Origin of the sequence: Alicyclobacillus herbarius DSM 13609, from assembly GCF_000430585.1 — a bacterium.
Classification (GTDB): Bacteria; Bacillota; Bacilli; order Alicyclobacillales; family Alicyclobacillaceae; genus Alicyclobacillus_G; species Alicyclobacillus_G herbarius.
In genome coordinates this window covers 1-19,473 of the sequence record NZ_AUMH01000013.1, presented here as the reverse complement: position 1 = coordinate 19,473, position 19,473 = coordinate 1, and the positions used below count along the sequence as shown (strand labels likewise).

Here is a 19,473-nt window from a genome sequence, read left to right as displayed (position 1 = left end):
TTCACTGGTTCACTGCCCTCGCCTATGTGTCATCAGCCTTCTGTCGGATTCTCCGGGCCCTGCAAATTCAGCTGATAAAACTGCAGGTCTAACCAACGCCCAAACTTGAAGCCCACATTGCGCAGGGTGCCACACAGTGTGAAGCCAAGCGATTCATGCAAGCGAATGCTGGCCAAGTTCTCGGAGTCAATTCCCGCGATGAGGGTTTTGTACCCCGCTTCATCGGCGACTCGTATCAACACCTCCAGCAAGGCCTTGGCAATCCCGCGGTGACGCCAGTCTTTATGTACATAGACCGAATGTTCCACTGTGTACTTGTAAGCCGGCCTAGCCCGAAACGGGCCATACGTGGCAAAGCCCGCGATGCCGCCGTCGTCAAACACCAGCACCGGCCACCCCGCCTGAACCTTTTGCTCGTACCATTCCCGCTGTTTCTCCAGCGTACGCGGGGCGTAATCATAGACCGCCGTGGTGTTGACAATCGCGTCATTGTAAATGTCCAATATGTCCTGCAAATCCTCCGCCTGCGCCTGCCGAATCATGGCTTCCATTCATCCTCCTCATCCTCCCAATCTGGATATTGCGGCAACGGATCGCCAACCGACTTCACGACGATGGGATAAACGGACTCACCATCGTCCGGAACGGTCCCAAGGAACTGGACGATGAAACGGTGCTCGTCCCCATAATCGAAGAGAAAGAGCATCTTTTGCTTCGGTTCGCGAAAGACACTGGATATTTTGGTGTCGTGGACACTGAGGGCGTCCTGGTCGAACAACGGATCTAGCATGCTTTCCTCGTCATCCGCGAACAACTCGTACTTTTGCGTAGATCTCGTCCAACTTTTCAAGTTGTCGTAGAAGCCGTAAGCGTGATCGTGCTCAAATTCAAAGCTGTCGAGAATCGCGGCAGCCAGTTCTGCGAGACTCTGAGAGCCCAACATTTCGATTACGCGGTAGGGGTATCCCCGTACCCGAGCCTGCCAATCGCTCTGCGTCACTTTCAGTTGCCACACATTCGCGCGTTGACTCGGTACCCTGCTGACAGACCTCGCAGACACGCTGGTACTGTTCCGTTTCGTCATACTCGCTCACTCACCGTCCGTCGGGAAATTTGTCGAATACGGTTGACATGCAATGCCTAGGAGGAGTTCGTTATCGGCCCAATAGATTCCTGCACATCCAGGATCGTGAAACCGTTCAAAATCGATGTTCCCTTTTCTACGCAGACCGTGGAACCTGGAATCGGCGCGAGCCGCGGAACCTATAGCAGAAAGAGTGTGCCGTGTATGAACTGGCACGGATTTATTCGCATGGCGGACGGGCACGCAACAGACGTAGGGATGTTACTACCTATATCGCCATGACTCAGCCATTCTTACCCCACTACGCTCGATCCGCTCGCCCATCCTGCTCCCCCATCCACGCTACCGTAAACTCCGCGAACGCCCGCGCCGCAGCGGATAATTCTGTCTGTTTCCACCAAACGATGCCGACCGTGCGGCGGATGGGCGGACTCACTATCGGCCGCTCAACGACACCCGCATCGACCCCCGCGCCCAGAGGCGGCAGCACACTGACCCCTAGACCCGCGCGGACAAAGGCGCGGATGGTATCCGTTTCCTCCGCCTCAAACGCCACGCGCGGGACAAACCCCGCCTCCACACAGGCCTGCCAGACCAACTCGCGCAGGGTATAGCCTTGCTTAAACAGGATGAACGGCTGCTCCGCCAACACAGCCAGGTGCAGGCCCCGCCCCGGTGCAGTGCCCGCGGCCCTAGGCGGCGCTGCATCTTCGGCCTCAGCCCGAGCAGCGTCCCGAAAAGGCCCCACATCCTCCGCCACCCCTGGCTGCATCATTCCATCCAGCGCCGTCCCGTCCTCCTCCGTCCCCCGCGTCAGCGGCGCGTCCCGCGGCAGCACCGCCACCAGCTCCTCCTCGAACAGCCGGCGCCCCTCCACCGGCACGCCGGACAGCGGCTTCCACGGCGCGACAATGGCCAAATCAAGCGCCCCCTCAAGCAGCGCATCCACCAGCCGCCGCACCCTGTCCTGCACCAAGTCAAACGTTACCGCCGGCGCCACCCGGCGATACGCCGCCAACAGCTGCGGGACCACATGCACCCCGACACTGTGCGGAAAACCAAGCCGGATGACGCCCGCGTGCGGATCGTGAAAACGGCGGGCCTCCTCGTACGCCGCCTCCACCTGACGCAAGATGCGCTCCGCCTGCGGCAGGAAACGCTGTCCAAACGGAGACAGCCGCACCCCCTTGCCTTCGCGCACAAACAAGGGTGACCCCACTTCCTCCTCCAGCAGGTGAATCTGCCGACTCACCGCCGACTGGGCCACGTGCAGGCGCCTCGCTGCCTGCGTGACATGGCCGAGGCGGGCCGCCGTGACGAAGTAGCGCAACTGTTGAACGTCCAACAAACTCCCTCCCGTCCCGAGGCGAGTGTTCTTTCATCTCAAATCAAGAACGATACTATCGAATAGATATATTTTATCGAACGGTCGCAACAGCGTACAATAAATGCAGACGATTATGGCAGCAAACCCCGACTACAGGAGGTTCAACCCGTGAAAGCCAGCGATCTCCTTGTCCGTTGCCTGGAGGCGGAAGGTGTGGAATACATCTTCGGCATCCCGGGCGAAGAAAACATCGATTTGATGGACTCGCTCACCCGTTCTTCCATCCGTTTCATCCTGACCCGCCACGAACAGGCGGCCGCCTTCATGGCTGATGTGTACGGGCGCCTGACCGGCCGCCCCGGCGTCTGCCTGGCCACGCTCGGGCCTGGCGCGACCAACCTCATCACCGGCGTCGCCAACGCGCACCTCGACCGCTCTCCGCTGGTCGCCATCACCGGCCAAGCGGAGCGGACGCGCTTGCATAAGGAGTCGCACCAAAACGTCGACACCATTCAACTGTTTAAAGGTATCACCAAGTACGACCAGCAGATTCTCTCCCCCCGCATTATCCCCGAGGTGGTGCGTAAGGCGTTCTCCCTCGCCGCCTCGGATAACCCTGGCGCCGTTCACCTGCAACTGCCCGAAGACGTGGCCCGGGCCGAGGTGGAGGGGAGGCCCTTGCCCATCGGCCGCTTTGCCGATCCGTACCCGGACGGCTACAGTCTGCGCGAGGCGGCGCGGCTCATCATGAACGCCGAGCGGCCCATCATCCTCGCCGGCAACGGGGTCATCCGCAACCATGCCGCCGCCGAGGTGCAGCAGCTGGTGGAGGAGGCCAACGTCCCCCTCGTCAACACGTTCATGGCCAAAGGGATTCTGCCGTTTGCCCACCCGCTCAACCTGTTCACCGTCGGCGGCAAGCCGTATCCGACCGGGCTGCGCCCACTCCACGAGGCGGACCTGGTCATCGCCATCGGGTTTGACCTGGTTGAGTATGATCCCGCCACCTGGAACGCGGACGGGCGCCGACGCGTGCTGCACATCCACAACGTGCCGGCGGAGACGGACGCCCACTTCCCCGTCGAGCTGGATTTGGTGGGCGACCTGCGCTATACCCTGCGTGCCCTCGCCGATATGGTCGGGCACCGTCCGGATCCACATACCCACCTGGCTATTCGTGCCCGCCGACTGGACGCGTTGTCCAACCCGCCCAGCCCCAACGAAGCCTTGGCGCATCATGTGATGTGGACCCTGACGGAACGCCTGCCCGAGAACGCCGTCGTCATCTCGGACGTGGGTTTGCACAAAGTATGGACGGCGCGCTGGTACCAGCCGAAGCAGGCCGGGCGGACGCTCATCTTCAACGGCTTGGCGGCGATGGGAGGGGCGCTTCCTGGTGGAGTGGCCGCCCGGCTCGCCTGCCCGGACGCCCCCGTCGTCATCCTGTCCGGGGACGGCGGCTTCCTGATGAACTCGCAGGAGTTGGAGACGGCCAAACGCCTGGGCACGGATTTCCTGGCGATTGTGTTCAACGATAAGCGCTACAGCCTGATTGAACGCAAGCAGCAGGACGCGGGCCTCGCGGTCACTGCCGTGGCCTTTGACAACCCGGACTTTCGTCTCTACGCTGAAAGCTTTGGCGTTTCATACCGACGCGCAGCGGACGCGGCATCCTTTACGCGGGCGCTGGACGGCTGGCTGCGGGAAGGCGGATTGACCCTGCTTGAGGTACAATTGCGGTAAATCCCCATCGGGTAGGTGATCGCAGATGGAGATGCAGACGGAAACGCCGGACATCGAGCGAACCCGCCCCGGACGCAGGCGCTTCGGCCTTCAAATGCCGCGTATCTCAGCTACGCGTGTTCGACGTCCTTCCTTATGGCCACCATCAATCTCATTTTGCTCGGCGTGTGCTTTTCCATCTGCGGATCGGGCTTTGCAACCTTCCAGCAGGCCGCGCTGCCCCGCGAACTCGCCGGACGCGTGCAAAACTTGCTTACCAGCTCGCAGCAGGCGCTCAACGTCGGCCTCACCCTCGCCGCGGGCTTTGCGGTCCACGCCGTCGGCGTTCGCTTGGTGATGCAAGTCGTCAGTATGATAGGACTCATCACCGGCCTGGCGCTGGCGGTCATCGCGCTGCAACCGCGCCATCAATCTGCGCTGGCTGCGGGCGATAACATCACCCCATCCGCTTAACGGCAGTGTCTACCACTCCTCACGGTGGGACGGATCCTTTGGACAAAATCCCCGACGATTCCATACAAATCAGAGCGGTTGCGGGCAGGGAAACCAAAACCCGCGGCGAATCCCTATCTGATAAGCGTAGAACTGCTAGGGGTTGGAGGGGTAAGGTTGCTGTTCCCGACTGGACGGATACGTTGGACACGGGCCGTCCTGACACATGATAAGATTACAACGGATGACCTGGTATGGGCGTTTTCGCGATTCATTCGGGGCGACTGGGGTGATTTGGACGAGGTGGCAAAGATGGAAAACGATTTGGCCCTAACCAGTGGGGAACCCGTAATGGGAGTCTATACCTCCCAAGCGGGTGCGCGTTTTTGCATTTCCACCCGGAACGGCCGCACCCTGGTGTCCCTCCTCTGCGAGGAAGAAGCAAGCGGAGTTCTAGCGCAGCCACACCCGTGCAATGGGCATCAGAGTCGATAAATCGACACACTTATGATTCATAGGGCGATTGCCCTGGGGCGTTTTTCACTTGCCTGGCCACACCTTCTGCGGACCGAGAACGGTTGGGAAAACCCGGGGTATTCCCTATGAATCATACTCCAGCATGGCTGTACATCCGAAATTCCCAATCTATAATAATTACAAATTCAAAAAAATCGACGCAACCGTTCGTCGGTGCCTGCGCAGAAACGCCCGCGTCTTTGACCAGGGCGTTTTTTGCCCCTCTTTTCTACCCCGCTCAGGGGATACGAAAGAGGGATACCAAATCGAGAAGGTGGTGCGTATGTACGATGTGTCGCTGTTCTCCGTAGACTCGATTCACACCATCGGCGGCGCCAGCGCAGCCGTTCTCCTTATCGTCCAACTCTTAAAGGACTTGCCCGGTGTTCGCCGGATACCGACGAAGTTTTTGGCACTTGTCGTTGGTGAAGCGTTGTTCCTAGCCATCACGTCGCCTTTGCCCTCAACCACCGTGGGGTGGGTGGTGCTGCTGCTCAACGGACTGTTGACCGCCTCCGTGGCGATTGGCGGCTGGCACCTTGTGCGGCGGCTGTATCCGAATGACAAAAAGAAGGAATGGTGATTTGGTCGATGCAAAAGACCCAGACGAGAACCCGCTGTAAAAATCCGCGGTAGAGACACAGGCCGCGGATTTTTCTTCGCCCGCAAGCGCTTCGCGTCCCCTCCCAATCTCCCAATCTCGCACTTTCTTCCACATATCGATTGGCAAATTGATTGAATCACTGAAAAGCGGTCAAGACTGAGGATATGCTTCTCCGAGCATGACTTGGCGTTTTCATTCTATGGATTGCATCGCTGGATTGCATGGCACCGCGAAAACATCCACCTGGAGGTATCCCAATGCTGCCGGTTTCCCATGTGCTTGAGGTTTCGGAGACCCTGGAGACGCTTCGGCAAATCTGGTACTCCTATGCGGAAGGATACATATCCCCCGTGACGGGCACGGAATTGGACGATCCGCAGTTAGAAGAACTGGAGGCAAGGCTCCCGAAGGGCTGGACCCTATCCATCATGCCCCGCGGCGACGTGCTGGCCGGCCGCCCGATTATGCTGAATGGAGAGATGCAGCTGGTGATTTGCCATGTGGAACGAGACGGAAGACCAGCCATCCTGCAACGGCCCCTCTGACCCCGTCTCACCGGTCATGGCCTGAAGGCCAAATCCCTGTAGCGAAACAACCGTAACGCAAAAGCGGTCCAGAATGCAAACGCTTCCCAAAACACCCACGTCGCCTAGAAAAACATGAGCGGCCCAGCTCGCCTACGCGCCTGGACCGCTCCATCTTAAACTCGAACGCCATTTTGACCTTGAACGCCGTAACTCAAAACGGCCGATTTGCAATTGTTATGGTTGCGGGGGCAGGACTTGAACCTGCGACCTTCGGGTTATGAGCCCGACGAGCTGCCAACTGCTCCACCCCGCGTCGACGTGTGTAGATTACCATGAAATCCGTCCAAAGTCAAATCATGCCGATGAAATTTTGCATGTGCTTTTCCCGTCCCGTTTGAATGCGCCCGAGAAAGTCTTGAACCCCCTTTGTTGAACGACCTTTCCCAGGCCTCGAAGGCCCCTTCGAGTGTGCTCTCAAAACCGTCTTGCCATGTGTCAAAACTGCGTGTATAATCATCCACAATCGAATCGCTACGGCAACGACGAAGGCCAGTAGTTTCGGCAACCGGACGGCAGAGAGGGACGGTCAGCGGCTGTGAGCCGTCCTGTCACGGACCGGAACGAACCCACCTTCCGAGCTGACACCGACTGAAGGTGTCCGGATCGCACCGATATCTGCGACAATGAGGCGCCCGCCAAAATCCGGGTCGTGTCCAGGAAGCAGCCGCGTTTGTGGCTTTCTGTTTGAAGGACATGGAGGATAGGGTGGCGCGAATCAGGGTGGTACCGCGGGAGAACAGCTCTCGCCCCTGCCAAACCGGCAGGCGGCGAGGGCTTTTTTGATGCCGTCCGAGCCGGGATACAGAGAAACGGAGGGAGAGCCATGAAGAGGTGGAGCGGAGAGATATTCATGATTGGGGCTGGATCGATGGCCGAGGCGTTTATCCGTGGCGTGACGGAGACGCACACGGTGGCGCCGCATCAGATTGTGGTCACCAACCGCAGTCGGCAGGAACGATTGGCTTACCTTGCTCAGGAATACGGGGTGCGGATTGCCACCTCACCCAGCGAGGCGGCAACGGCGAGGCTTATCATCGTGGCGACCAAACCGGTGGACGTAGAACGAGCGCTGCAGGGGGTGGTTCCGCACCTGCACGGACAACTGCTGCTTTCGTTTGCCGCCGGCATCCCGATTGAACGCCTGCGCCAATACAGCCAGGGGAAAGCCTGGCCCATCCGCACCATGCCCAACATTCCGGTCTCCGTGTTGGCCGGCATGACCACCGTGACCTTTGGCGAGGGCATTCAGGACGCGGATAAACAAGCGGTGCTCCTGCTGTTGCAGCAGCTGGGCGACGTGGCCGAGATCCCCGAGTCTCTTATGGACGCGGCCACGGCCGTGTCGGGCAGCGGACCTGGCTTTCTTTGCTACCTGCTCGAGGCTATGGAAGAAGCAGCCGTGGACATGGGGTTTGAGGCCGAGTTGGCCCGCCGTCTGATGCTACAGACCCTGGTCGGTACCGCGCGTACGCTCGCCGAGTGGGGCCTCAGTCCGGGCGAGCTGCGGCGCCGCGTCACGTCGCCCGGGGGCACGACGTTCGCCGGCTTGGAAGTGATGCGAACCGGCGAGGTGCACCAGGTACTGGGCAAGGCTCTCCAAGCGGCTGCGGAGCGATCCCGGCAGTTCAGCGAATCGCTAACGGTCTGACCCCTTTCCGGACAACTCTAAATATGTGTCCGGAAAGGGGTCAGGTAAGACCCAAGCAGTGCGAGGAGGCTAGCCCAAAATGCGATCCGAGCGTACGTTTTTCGGTACGTGAGGGGGCCTGGTCGCCAGTGGCGACCGTTTAGGCCGGGCGATAGCCCCGGAGCATTTTGGGCGCTGACGAAGCAATGCGCCGGGGAGTTCTGACCCCTTTCCGGACTACCACAAGGCAATGGAGGTGAGCGGGCATGACCCACATCGAGTATCAGGTCAACGCCCCGGTTACGGCTGAGGAAGCGGTTTGCGTCTATCGCACTTCGGGACTGCGGCGACCGTGCGAGGATACGGAACGGATTCAGTTTATGCTCAACCACGCGGACTTGCTTGTATCCGCCCGGGACAACGGGCGTCTCGTGGGCATTGCCCGCGCGCTGACCGACTTTCGCTTTTATTGCTTTATCACCGACTTGGCCGTGGACGCGGACTACCAGAAACAAGGCATCGGCAAGGGCTTGCTGCAGACGGTGCAGCGTGAGTTGGGTGAAGAGGTGTCTCTCGTTCTCCTGTCTTCCGAACGCGCAATGACCTACTACCCACACATCGGGTTTCACAAGGCGGAAAACGCCTGGGTGCTGCCAAGGCAGCGGTGAGGATAGGGCATTATCGGGCCTAGAGCGACCGGAGATCAGAATCTCTTGGTCATGGCCAGAACAGATTGTTAAACGTGGCCTAGAACGCGGACATAGCCTTTGCAACGAAAGGTACTGGGGGTTCTACTGTCGCCGCAAAAGAAAAAACCGCCCCCTTTCCACGGGGAATTGGGGCGGCAGGTGTTCTAGAAGTCATCGGCCGATGCGAATTATTTTCCTCAGCCAATGGCAATCATGCGCTCAATCGCGGTGCGTGCCTGACGGGCCACGTCCTCTGGCACCGAAATCACATGGCGGGTCTCGCGCAGGGCATCCCGGACCTTCTCCAGCGTAATCATCTTCATGAATGGGCACACCGCGTCCGGGTTCGCGGCGAGAAACCGTTTGCCTGGGTTCTGCTTTTGCATCTGGTGCAAAATACCCGTCTCGGTCGCCACAATGAATTCCTCGGCATCCGATTTGACACTGTACTTCAGCATACCCCCGGTCGACAGAATGTGCGTCCGGTCCTTCGGCAGGGTCCCCTCGGCGGCCAGGTACATATTGGATGTGGAACAGCCGCACTCTGGGTGCACCAACAACTCGGCCTTCGGGTGCTCCTGCAGCACCGTCCTGACCTGCGTCGGCCGAATGCCCGCGTGTACGTGGCACTCACCCATCCAGATGTGCATATTCTCGCGACCGGTCACCTTCTGCACATACGAGCCAAGGAACATGTCAGGCAAAAACAGAATCTCTTTGTCGCGCGGGATGGACTCCACCACCTGCACCGCATTGGACGACGTGCAGCAGTAATCCGACAGCGCCTTGACCTCCGCCGTTGTATTGACGTAAGCCACGACCACGGCATCCGGGTACTCCGCCTTCCAGGCCCGCAGCTCCTCTGCCGTGATGCTGTCAGCCAGAGAGCAGCCCGCCTCTAAGTCTGGCAGCAGAACGGTCTTATCCGGGTTGAGGACGGCCGCCGTCTCGGCCATAAAGTGGACGCCACAGAACACTATCACGTCCGCGTCTGTGTTCACCGCCGCCCGCGCCAACGCCAGCGAATCCCCCAGGACATCGGCGACATCTTGGACCTCAGGCCGCTGGTAGTTGTGCGCCAGAATCAGCGCGTTTTTGTCCCGCTTGAGCGTCTGTATCTCTTCAACCAACCCGGCCTCTACGGAAGCCAGCATGGCAATCACCTCGTTGCCCGTTTTTGCCGATCCCGCCTCGGCCCCGCCGTTGGGATCTTGTCACTCTACCTGTATATACAGTTGACTTTACATTATGGGCAACGAAAAGTAAACGCCTCTGGATCCGTCAGCGGCTGGAAAGATTCGGCTCAATCCGGGGTGGATGCCGATGCTGCTACGCGGAGAGCAAAGAGTCGTCCGATCCGGTTCATATTGTTCTCACTAGGTTCCATCCGTTTGCTCGACGAGATCCTGCAGGGCATCCGCGTATACGCGCAAATCTGCATCCGAGAATAAAACCATGCGGATTTCGCGCAGGCGCGTCCGCGCTGACAGCGCGCCCAGAGAGATGGAGGGCACGAGCGGATCGACCAAAGGAGACGGCGCCGCGTGGGATAAGTCCACCCCATCCAGGAAGGAAAACAGAGCCTTCAATGCCACCGGAGCCGCCTCCTGAATGGGAAAACCGAAGGCGCCTGTGCTGATGGAAGGGAACGCAATGGATCCAATCGGCGGCTGATAGGCGCGCGCGGTCAGGCGTAGGGTATTCCAGTAGGTGAGCGTCAGTTTTTCGGCGGGATGCGTCTCGGCGCTATACACCGGGCCGGTTACGTGGATAACATACTTCGCCGGAAGACGGTAGCCCCGGGTCAACACGGGCTGGGCGGTTTCGGCCAGGGCCCCGTGCAGGACCTCGTCCCGCACCCGCCGGCATGCGGCCAGCAGTTCATGTCCGGCTGCCCGGTGAATCGCTCCGTCCACACCCCCGCCGCCGAGCAGCGTCTGGTTGGCCGCGTTGACGATGGCGTCGACCGTCTGCTGTGTGATATCGCCCTGCACGAGGTGGATAGTACAACCACGATAGACACAGGAATGCATGAAAAAGACCTCCTTCACCTTTGGTGCGGCAACCTACGGCACAGTCATTTCGATATCCATCAAGTCCGAAGCTCAATTAGAACGATCCGCCTGCGGGTAAGAGCCCGTGTATCCAAGGCGGCGCGAAATGGCCTTCGCGGTCTCCTGAACCCGCCGCTGGACGTCCGCCGTGGTCTCGGACATTTGAACCGACGGTCCCAACACGGCTATACCATAGTTGACCCGACCCAGAGCGTCAAACACAGGCGCGCCCACGCCCGCCACACCCGCAATCGTTTCATCGAACTCGATGTAGACCCCTTCCGCCCGAATCTGCGCCAACCGGGCGTGCATGGCCTCTGCCGTCTCCGCGCCCGCCACGGAAGATGTACATTGTTGATTGAATTCGTCTATACAGTTTCTTAGCTCCTCCTCGGATAGGTAGGCGGCCATGACCCAGCCGAGGACGCCATATAGTAAAGGACGGCGCTGTCCGACGAAGGACGAGAACTTCAGCCCTTCCGTGACCTCTCGCCGATAAATGTAGACCATACCGCATTGCTGACGCATCGACATGATGACCGACTGGCGCGTGTCCCGCTGCAAACCGTCCAGCAGTTCCTCGCATTCTTGCAGCACATCTAGGGTAGATGTTAGGATACCGCCGTATTCCAAAAGCTTAAAACCCAGACGATAGCGAGCAGAGGTGGAATCATAAAACACCAGGCCGCGGCGCTCCATCGTATAGAGTATGCGATAGACGGTAGCTTTCGGTAAGCCAGTGGCTGCCGTCACCTCATCCAAGGTCAACGCCGGGCGCTGCAGAGTAAACGCGTCCAGAATTTCGATAGCCCGATCAACCGAACGATTCAACTGAATCTGTAATTCGCGCATGTTCTTCTCCAATATTGATAACCCTGCGGACGATCCCGCCTGGCATGCGAGATAAGCCGTATAGGGGTTTTGTACCCAATCGTAACAATTTGGTCGAAAATCGCAAGTATAGTCCCGCCAAGACATGGTCGAGATAGGCCCTCAACTATCCAGATACCCTCCTCAAGGTAATGGCGTTCGAGTTCAGCCTCGAACGCCATTGAACAGTCACGTAGCTCAATTTCGTTTCTCGATTCCTAGTCCGTCGTTTTCGCCTGTACTATGGGGCATACCATCGTTAATCTCCAGAGAGAAGTGATGCTTCTGCTATCCGACAACCCTTGCCGGCGGCACGGGTGCCACTGAAGTCAAGGCGTTGTATCCGTAAATCCAGTCGACAAACTGAAAGTCATCTGGAGAGCGGTTGCTCATGATGGTATTTCGAAGTAAGGCAGCCGTCGCGTCGTGCGTGTGAATAATGTCTCCCCAGGTGCGAACGCTGGTTTGAATCCGTGCCGTCCTCGGGATCCGCTCTTGTTGATAGATCGCAAACGCTTTCTCAATATCCATATCAACCGCTTTCAGGGAAAGGGCAAGACACGCGGCGTCCTCAATCGCTTGGCAAGCCCCTTGCGCCATGTACTGATACATCGGATGGGCTGCGTCCCCCAACAGCGTGATTCGACCATCCGTCCAATTGGAAATCGGATCGCGATCGTACATAATCCAATGCCTGTCCACATGAATGTAGCGCAACGAGTCTTGAACCCGAGTCGAGCACATCTGGAAGTGGTCAAACAGCTCGTCCGGCGTGCCCCATTCTGCTTCCCCAGCCAGGAATTTCTGGCTCTCGAAAACAGCCACCTGGTTGTACAGTTCTCCACGGCGAATCGGGTATTGGACGAAATGCAAACCAGGACCCATCCACATCACAACGTCATCCAGCCATGGGTGTTCAGTGGCCTGCGAGGTAGGGAGTGTGCCACGGTATGCCACGTACCCCTTGCATACCGGACTGTCCTCTTGAATGAGCGCCCGGGTCTTTGACCACAATCCATCTGCTGCAATCACGGCCTTGCCTGTAAATTCACTGCCATTCTGGCACGCCAGTCGAACCCCGTCAGTGACGTTCTCCACAGTGCTCACTAGATGATTAGCCAACAGGTGGACGCGCCCCGACTCCCGGCAGGCATGGAGCAGGACATCCAACAAGTCGGAGCGATGAATCACGAGGTAGGGATACCCAAAATGCGCTCGGAACGATTCGCCCAAGTCTAACGCGCCGAGTTCGCGTTCCGCGATGGCGTCCAAAGCCACCAACCGATGCGGGAAGAAGGCTACCTCACACAAGGCATCGTATACCCCCAACCAGTCCAACACCCGCACCGCATTTGGACCGAGCTGTAGACCCGCCCCAATCTCTCGAAACTCTTCGGCGCGTTCGAACACCCATACCTCATGGCCAGAACGAGCCAAAGCTAAGGCCGTGCTCAGGCCACCAATCCCACCGCCAATGACCAAAAATCCATTCGTTTGCGTCTCACTCATGATGCCGTTCCCCTTTAAAAAAATGATTTCGTCCAAGAGGCATACACGCCCTCAATCCAGCAACAGCGATTTGCAAGCGTATTCATTACGGATCGCACGGAGATCCCGGGCTGTACCGAGCAGCCACGACGGGACGATCCGTTTCCACGGATGATTTTTGCACCACCTCCATATCACAGAATGATATCTCTATATCAATATATGATATTCATCATTATATGGCTAGACAGAACAATTTATCAAGCTTTCGGATAGGGGGAATAATCTGGAAGTATTTGATTTCAGGGCGTAAACTAGCCCAGCGGTCACGCGGTTGACGTATGATTTGGCTATGCTACACGAAACATAAAAAGAGAGCCGAAGGCGGCAACCTTCGACTCCCGAGCACCACACCTCAGGCGTCTCCATCCGCGTTGTAGACGGACAAGTGACCGCCCCGCTGGCGCGAAACCCAATTGGGGGTTTACTTGTCTTCAAGGGCAGGGGCCATCCCAGCGTTTTACAAAAGTTGGTGACCCCCTGACAACTCCTTCTATTGCGTCACTTGCACCGACTCCTGCGCCGCTAGTCTGGCGCCTTTCCGCCGCACCGAGAACCAACTGTGCAGCACCATGCCCACGACGACCAAGCCAAGCCCCAAAAGCCCCTGGGCCGACACATGTGTGCCGGGAATGAGCAGCAGTTCGCCAATCAGGGCAAAGACCACCTCACCCGATTGCGTCGCCTCCACAGTGGCCAACTGCCGCGGGTTTCCCTCGGCCAAATCGGTGGCCGAAAAGAACAGCACCGTGGCCACGACCCCGGATGACAGGGCGACCACCAGCGACTGCAGACATTGACCGACGCTGGGCCCACCCGCGTGGCTCCATTGCCAAGCGGACAGGACCAGCCACAACGGTAGACTGGCCACCGTCATCCCCAGCGTCCGCTGATACGCGTCCAGCCGTCCGCCGCACACCTCCATCATCTTGCGGTTGCCGAGCGGATAGGCAAAAGCTGCGATTATAATCGGCAGCGCGCCTAGCCATAAATCCCGAGCCGAGACCCGTGTCGCCTGTGACCACTCCATCAGCCCGATACCGAAAAGGATGACCAAGGACATGCCCATGTGGCGAAACGGGATGCACATACGCCGCAGTGCGGGACCAAACGGGGTCTCGACCACCTCTTTGAACAACGGTACCACGAGCGATCCGGCCACAATGGTGAACTGCCACGCTCCGGCGGTCAGCCAAGCCGGGCTGTAGGCGGCGGCAAAGCACAAGGGCGCGTAGAACAGCCCAAAGCCGACAAAACTCCACCACAGCCACAACCACGGATGCAGGACCGTCTCGCGCCATAACGGCCGCAGCCCCCGCCGCAGCGCCACCACCGCCACAAGGGGCGGGATCATAAAAAAGTAGCGCAGCGAGGCGCTCCATACCCAGCTCCCGCCCGCATCCGCCATCACCCGGTTGAAGACAAACGTCAAGGCGAAAAAGAACGATGCGCAAATCCCAAGGAGAATCGATTTCATCGCTGTTTCGGCAAGGCGCAGCCTACCTCCCGTCCTGTCCCTCCTTTGCCGTCGCACGCGTCTTGTACACGGATTGTCTATCGAGTATAAGCGGACGATGAGCCGAGCATCGGCCGACATGAGCGGCGCACAAGCCCGACGGATGGTCCGCTGTAGACGCGTCACACCCAGTCCTCACCATGGTTGCTGCACCTTAGCCTATGCCTCGCCCAGCCCGTCCGTTTCCGCATCCCGCCAGCGCGGAAGCAACCGCGGTCCGGTGAGGCGGTCGGAACACGCCGCTGATGAGGCGACGCGGGCTGCCGTGTGTCCCATCAAGCGTCCTTTACTCGGGTATCCCGGCCCACGGCCTGATAAATCGCGTCGAGAATCGCCATGTTGCGCAGGGTTTGATCCGGAGTTTGGCGCAGCGTCTCCTCACCCCGCACGCAAGCGCCAAAGTGCTCCACCTCCAGCCGATACATATCGTCCACCGGGAACCGCTCCACGCGCTCGTCCGACCGGTTGCGCCAGACGATGGACGGATTGCCCTTGTCCGGGCGAAACGGCCAGGTGACAACTAAGCTGCCCTCGTCCCCCGCCAACTCGACGCGCTGCCTGTCTGCCGCAGTAAACGAGGCGTCAAGGTGCGCCGTCAACCCGCCTGGGAAAGCCAGCGCCGCAGCCACTGTCCTGTCCACCCTACGCTCGTCCAAATCCGCCACCGCCTGCACCGATGACGGCAGCACATCGCCCGCAAAGGTTCGAATCGCGTGGACACAATAGCAGCCCACGTCGTACAGTGCCCCGCCGCCCTCCGCATACCAGCGGATATCCTGCGGATTACGCAAGGCAAACGAGAAACTCGCGCTGATGACCTGCAGTCGGCCAATCGCCCCCTGCTCCACCAGTTCCCGCACCCGTGCCCACTGCGGGTGGAACTGATACATAAAGGCTTCCATGAAGACCACGCCGCATTCCTCCGCGGCCTGCACCATCTCTTTCGCCTGCGCCTGGTTGAGGGCGGCCGGCTTTTCACACAAAACGTGCTTGCCCGCCTCCATCGCACGGATGGCCCACTGCGCGTGCAGGTGGTTGGGCAGCGGAATGTAGACCGCGTCAATCCTCGCATCCTGCAACAATTCTTCGTACGATCCGTACGCCTTCTCAATCTGATTGCGCTCGGCGTACGCCATCGCCTTCTCCGGGCGACGGCTGGCGACCGCCACCAGCTCGGCCCCTTCTGCTCGATGCAACGCCGGAATCAAGGCTCCTTCGGCAATCTTGGCGGTGCCAAGAATTCCCCAACGAATTGTGCGCACCCTGGCGCCCCCCTCTTCATCCACAGACACTGACAGCAAAAGTGTCTGCCCTATGTCGGATATAGAACAAGCGTATTAGTATTCCCCAATCTTCGTCAATAAGGGGGAGGCGGCGAGTTCGCCTGGGGTCGGATAGGGAACGCCCGGACATAAATCCATCCCAGCCTCCCTATAGGCGTCCGCCCACAGGGTAGAACAGATGCGGCGCGGATTTTTTAAGTACGGGGGTACGTAGCCGGTGAGCAACCGAAACACCTGCCACAGCAGCATCAGGTAGTCGTAGCGAGTGCCAATCTCGTCTTCCACGTACTCGGCCACGATGCGCCGTTGACGTGCAGACAGGTGCGGGCAGTGAAACACGTCCACCATGTTCCGAAACGCGGTCAGCTCGACGTACCCGGTGGTATGGAACATACGCGCCTCCAACAACTTCCTCGGCCCCACCGCCCCCGCCACGTGCGTGTACGGATTGCGCGTCAACCACATCATCGGCTTATCCAGGCGAGAAAAACCACCGCGCGTAAAGACCAAGTCGCCCACGTGAAGGTCCATGCGCCTTGGGCCCCCTGTCGACAGCAAACTGGATAACCAGAGTATGCCCCGGCGAGGGTGGATGTGTTAGCGACCTTCGGGCAAGGACAGGGCTGGGAAGCGGAAGGCTCATGGAGTCACACCGAGTCAGATGAGGAGAGCGGTTTCTCTAGCTCGGCCACCACGTCCGGTTCCAGTTCACGCGGCGTAAATCCGCAGCGACAGGGTGGCCCCGTCGATGCGTTCCACCGAGAAGTCGTAAACGGACACGGTTTTGGCCTCCTTGTCGGTTGACGTATAATCCGGCTATGTTACACTAAATATGAAAAGAGAGTCGAAGGCGGCAACCTTCGACCCTCGGGCACTACGCCTCAGGCGTCCCCGCCCGCTAAGTAGCGTGCAAGTAACCGCCCCACGGCGTTCAACCACATGGGGGCGGTTACTTGTCTTTCAGGGCAAGAACCACGGCCAGGACAAGCGAAATGAGCGCCACGATGAATGACCCAAACTGAATCATCAACGACAGCGCACTGGCTGTGCTCACGGCCTCACCCCCTCCCACAGCGCAGGCAGGGAGTGACCCCAAGGTTGGTGCCTAAGACCAGTCTAACAAATCAGAACGGACAAGGGCAGACCGATGAGCCGAGTTTTACAAGAGTTATGTCTTTTCTCCTCGAATAAAACCCAGCATCTCAAGCCCACCCATCCCCAGCCGCCCCGGGGCCGTTTTGCGCCCACCCCCTCCGGACGGATGCACCTGGGAAACGCGTGGGTGGCGCTGCTCGCCTGGCTGCAGATTCGCCAGCTGGGCGGTCAGTTTATCCTGCGCATCGAGGACGTGGATGGACCGAGGTCGCGCGAAGAGTTCGTCACCGCCCTCCTGACTGATCTCCGCTGGCTGGGCCTGGACTGGGACGAGGGCCCAGACGTCGGCGGTCCCTTTGGGCCATATCGCCAGCGGGATCGCCAAGAGAAGTATGACGACGCCATCAGGACCCTGGTCCGTGACGGCCGGGTTTACCCATGTTACTGCAGTCGATCCGACCTCCTCCGCGCGGCCTCGGCTCCGCATGGTCTGGCTGCGGAGGGTCCCGTGTATCCGGGCACCTGCCGCGATTTGACCCCGGAGGAGCGGGAGGAAAAGGCGCGCCGGAAACGGCCGTCCCTACGCTTTCGCGTCCCGGATGAACCCGTCGAGTTCGCAGACCTGGTCCTCGGCCAGCAGCACTTTCCACCCGGCTGGGGCGGCGACTTTATCATCCAGCGCGCGGACGGCATCACCGCCTACCAGCTGGCGGTGGTGGTGGACGACGCGGCCATGGGTATCACCCACGTCCTACGCGGCGCCGACCTCATCGATTCGACGCCGCGCCAGGTTTGGCTGTACGAAGCCCTTGGGCTGCCAAAACCCTGGTTTGCCCACGTCCCCCTTGTGACGGACGGCCACGGGCAGCGCTTATCCAAGCGCCATAAGTCCCTCACTCTAGCCGCCCTGCGCGAGGCCGGGGTTACGTCGGAGCGCGTTATCGGCCAGTTAGCCTATTGGGCCGGTATCACGGATACCGTGGAAGACGTGCGTCCCGCTGACCTGGTGGGGCATTTCGATTTGCGCCGACTACCCGAGGTCGTCACCCCTACCCGCGCCACCTGGAAGCTGGGAGCGTGGCTGTGGTAATCATTGTGGGCGGATCGCCCAAACAAAGACGCCTAGTCCCCCAGCCTATACGAGTATGATAAGCTTCCAGCTTGACGCCAGGTTGGTTTGAATCTATCATCTTGTATAGATTTGGTATATTCCCATACAAGGTGAATGCCATGTCCCATTCGAAGGGCACCCGCTTGGCTGGGCGATTGTTTGACCTTGTCCACCTGATTTGGCAGCACCCAAAGGAGTACACGGCGGTGCGTCTGGCCGAGCATTTTCATACCTCAGTGCGGACCATCCGCCGCGACATCCGCACCCTGGAAGACATAGGTATACGCGTTGAATCCGAGCCAGGCGGCGGCTATTTCATCCTTCAGGATCTACGCCGCATGCCGATGCCTTTGAACGACACCGAGCGGATGGTTCTGGAAATCATGCCTTCCCTGCTCGCTGGTTCCCTCGTGAACGGGCGTGTGCACCCGCTTGTGAGCGCATATCAACGAGCGATGGAGAAACTGCTCCACCAGGCGTTTCCCAGCGTCCATCACTCCTCTGCCACAGCTATCGATGTTGTGGATGCGGCCTCTCGCCAGGATTCGGTGATGTTTGAGATTCTACAGGCGATTCGACGTAACCAGACACTCCGCCTGGTGTACCGCAAGATCGACGCATCCGCGAGTGAGACCCGTCTGGTCGATCCGTACGCACTCATTCCTCATCAGAACTCGCTCTACATTGTCGGCTACTGCCACCTGCGTCAGGCCTTTCGCACCTTCAAGGTAATCCGAATCGAAAGCGCCGAATGCCTTCGTCAGACGTTCACCCGTCGGCGAGACTTTTCCCTGCGGAAGTTTCTCGACTCAGCCTGGGGAATTGACCAATCTGGAGAGCAATGGGACATTCATCTCCGATTTGATGCAGAGGCGGCCCGCTACGCCCGGGAGGAGATACATGGGGAAAGGGTACTGGCCACCAAAGACTGGGAGGATGGAAGTTACGAGGTGTGGGTGCGCACTCACTGGAACCGCGAGTTTCAACGTTTCTTGCTCCAATACGGCGCGAATGTGGAGGTCTTGGAGCCCGCCGCGTTGCGTGCCGAGATGCAAGCGGAAATCGAAGCGATGCAAACTCGCTATCGAAAGGACGTTCCATAACGCGTAAACACGCCCCCTCCACACGGGAGGGTGGCGCCGTTTTGGCAGGCTTCCTCGCCGCGTACACTGGAATCTATGGTACTGTAGATTAAAGAGCTTGTCTCAAACGCCTCGATGGACAGTTTCCCATCTCATAGGTAACCTACGGACTCAGCGCCCCAGATCGCCACGGCATTCGTGGGTTTCCAATCCTCATAGGTACCCTACAAACATCGCCAACGCGACCGGCGGGGCGGTGGATACCAACAGGTTTCCAATCCTCATAGGTACCCTACAAACTGGAA

19 protein-coding genes and 1 tRNA gene are annotated in these 19,473 nt (G+C 59.2%); 8 read left to right on the top strand and 12 right to left on the bottom strand.

All coding sequences use genetic code 11. The annotated features are described in order from the left end of the window. Positions 1–32 precede the first annotated feature (32 nt). The 3 genes from H522_RS0110115 to H522_RS0110105 all read right to left on the bottom strand — a co-directional run bounded on the left by H522_RS0110115 (position 33) and on the right by H522_RS0110105 (position 2,429). A complete protein-coding gene (locus tag H522_RS0110115; RefSeq protein ID WP_026962224.1) occupies positions 33–542 on the bottom strand; it encodes a GNAT family N-acetyltransferase in 510 nt (169 codons plus the stop codon). Then, positions 539–1,084, bottom strand: a complete 546-nt coding sequence (locus tag H522_RS0110110) for an IS1096 element passenger TnpR family protein (RefSeq protein WP_081412048.1) — start codon at positions 1,082–1,084, stop codon at positions 539–541. Before H522_RS0110110 ends, H522_RS0110115 begins: the two co-directional genes overlap by 4 nt. A gap of 301 nt (positions 1,085–1,385) precedes the next feature. Continuing rightward, positions 1,386–2,429 carry a LysR substrate-binding domain-containing protein gene (locus H522_RS0110105; RefSeq protein WP_026962222.1) on the bottom strand — a complete coding sequence of 348 codons (1,044 nt, stop codon included), beginning with the start codon at positions 2,427–2,429 and terminating at the stop codon, positions 1,386–1,388. A 150-nt stretch (positions 2,430–2,579) separates the two neighbouring features. On the opposite strand from H522_RS0110105, the gene H522_RS18765 reads away from it, so the two are divergent. The 4 genes from H522_RS18765 to H522_RS0110080 all read left to right on the top strand — a co-directional run bounded on the left by H522_RS18765 (position 2,580) and on the right by H522_RS0110080 (position 6,251). Beyond that, positions 2,580–4,154 (top strand): acetolactate synthase large subunit, encoded by a 1,575-nt coding sequence (locus tag H522_RS18765; protein ID WP_051344148.1) that lies wholly within the window; start codon positions 2,580–2,582, stop codon positions 4,152–4,154. Between the two features lie 15 nt (positions 4,155–4,169). Continuing rightward, entirely contained in the window at positions 4,170–4,607 is a 438-nt protein-coding gene (locus H522_RS0110095) for an MFS transporter (protein WP_026962221.1), read from the top strand. A gap of 778 nt (positions 4,608–5,385) precedes the next feature. Beyond that, positions 5,386–5,685, top strand: coding sequence for a hypothetical protein (locus H522_RS0110085; protein WP_026962220.1), 300 nt, complete (start codon positions 5,386–5,388; stop codon positions 5,683–5,685). A 278-nt stretch (positions 5,686–5,963) separates the two neighbouring features. Beyond that, positions 5,964–6,251, top strand: a complete 288-nt coding sequence (locus H522_RS0110080; RefSeq protein ID WP_026962219.1) for a hypothetical protein — start codon at positions 5,964–5,966, stop codon at positions 6,249–6,251. A 219-nt stretch (positions 6,252–6,470) separates the two neighbouring features. Here H522_RS0110080 and H522_RS0110075 read toward each other — a convergent pair. After that, positions 6,471–6,546 (bottom strand) — tRNA-Met (locus H522_RS0110075). A gap of 570 nt (positions 6,547–7,116) precedes the next feature. Between H522_RS0110075 and proC the strand changes: the two genes are divergently transcribed. Then, on the top strand, positions 7,117–7,941 hold the full coding sequence (gene proC, locus H522_RS0110070) for a pyrroline-5-carboxylate reductase (RefSeq protein ID WP_026962218.1): 825 nt from the start codon (positions 7,117–7,119) through the stop codon (positions 7,939–7,941). Between the two features lie 245 nt (positions 7,942–8,186). Next, positions 8,187–8,588 carry a GNAT family N-acetyltransferase gene (locus H522_RS0110065; RefSeq protein ID WP_026962217.1) on the top strand — a complete coding sequence of 134 codons (402 nt, stop codon included), beginning with the start codon at positions 8,187–8,189 and terminating at the stop codon, positions 8,586–8,588. A gap of 218 nt (positions 8,589–8,806) precedes the next feature. On the opposite strand, the gene nadA is transcribed toward H522_RS0110065, so the two are convergent. The 8 genes from nadA to H522_RS22125 form a co-directional block, all read right to left on the bottom strand. Beyond that, entirely contained in the window at positions 8,807–9,763 is a 957-nt protein-coding gene (gene nadA / locus H522_RS0110060; protein WP_026962216.1) for a quinolinate synthase NadA, read from the bottom strand. 222 nt (positions 9,764–9,985) lie between these two features. Beyond that, positions 9,986–10,642, bottom strand: a complete 657-nt coding sequence (locus tag H522_RS0110055) for a macro domain-containing protein (RefSeq protein WP_026962215.1) — start codon at positions 10,640–10,642, stop codon at positions 9,986–9,988. Positions 10,643–10,714: 72 nt separating this feature from the next. Further along, a complete protein-coding gene (locus tag H522_RS0110050) occupies positions 10,715–11,515 on the bottom strand; it encodes an IclR family transcriptional regulator (RefSeq protein WP_026962214.1) in 801 nt (266 codons plus the stop codon). A gap of 306 nt (positions 11,516–11,821) precedes the next feature. Further along, positions 11,822–13,042, bottom strand: coding sequence for an FAD-dependent oxidoreductase (locus tag H522_RS0110045; protein ID WP_026962213.1), 1,221 nt, complete (start codon positions 13,040–13,042; stop codon positions 11,822–11,824). A 532-nt stretch (positions 13,043–13,574) separates the two neighbouring features. Beyond that, positions 13,575–14,558, bottom strand: coding sequence for a DMT family transporter (locus H522_RS0110040; RefSeq protein ID WP_026962212.1), 984 nt, complete (start codon positions 14,556–14,558; stop codon positions 13,575–13,577). A 314-nt stretch (positions 14,559–14,872) separates the two neighbouring features. Continuing rightward, entirely contained in the window at positions 14,873–15,859 is a 987-nt protein-coding gene (locus H522_RS0110035) for a Gfo/Idh/MocA family protein (RefSeq protein ID WP_026962211.1), read from the bottom strand. Between the two features lie 75 nt (positions 15,860–15,934). Then, a complete protein-coding gene (locus tag H522_RS0110030; RefSeq protein WP_026962210.1) occupies positions 15,935–16,411 on the bottom strand; it encodes a hypothetical protein in 477 nt (158 codons plus the stop codon). Positions 16,412–16,829: 418 nt separating this feature from the next. Next, a complete protein-coding gene (locus H522_RS22125) occupies positions 16,830–16,934 on the bottom strand; it encodes a putative holin-like toxin (protein WP_245578078.1) in 105 nt (34 codons plus the stop codon). Positions 16,935–17,027: 93 nt separating this feature from the next. Here H522_RS22125 and gluQRS point away from each other — a divergent pair, with 93 nt between their 5' ends. Next, a complete protein-coding gene (gluQRS, locus tag H522_RS18755; protein WP_081412043.1) occupies positions 17,028–18,065 on the top strand; it encodes a tRNA glutamyl-Q(34) synthetase GluQRS in 1,038 nt (345 codons plus the stop codon). 140 nt (positions 18,066–18,205) lie between these two features. Next, positions 18,206–19,189, top strand: coding sequence for a helix-turn-helix transcriptional regulator (locus tag H522_RS0110015; RefSeq protein WP_026962209.1), 984 nt, complete (start codon positions 18,206–18,208; stop codon positions 19,187–19,189). Positions 19,190–19,473 lie beyond the last annotated feature (284 nt).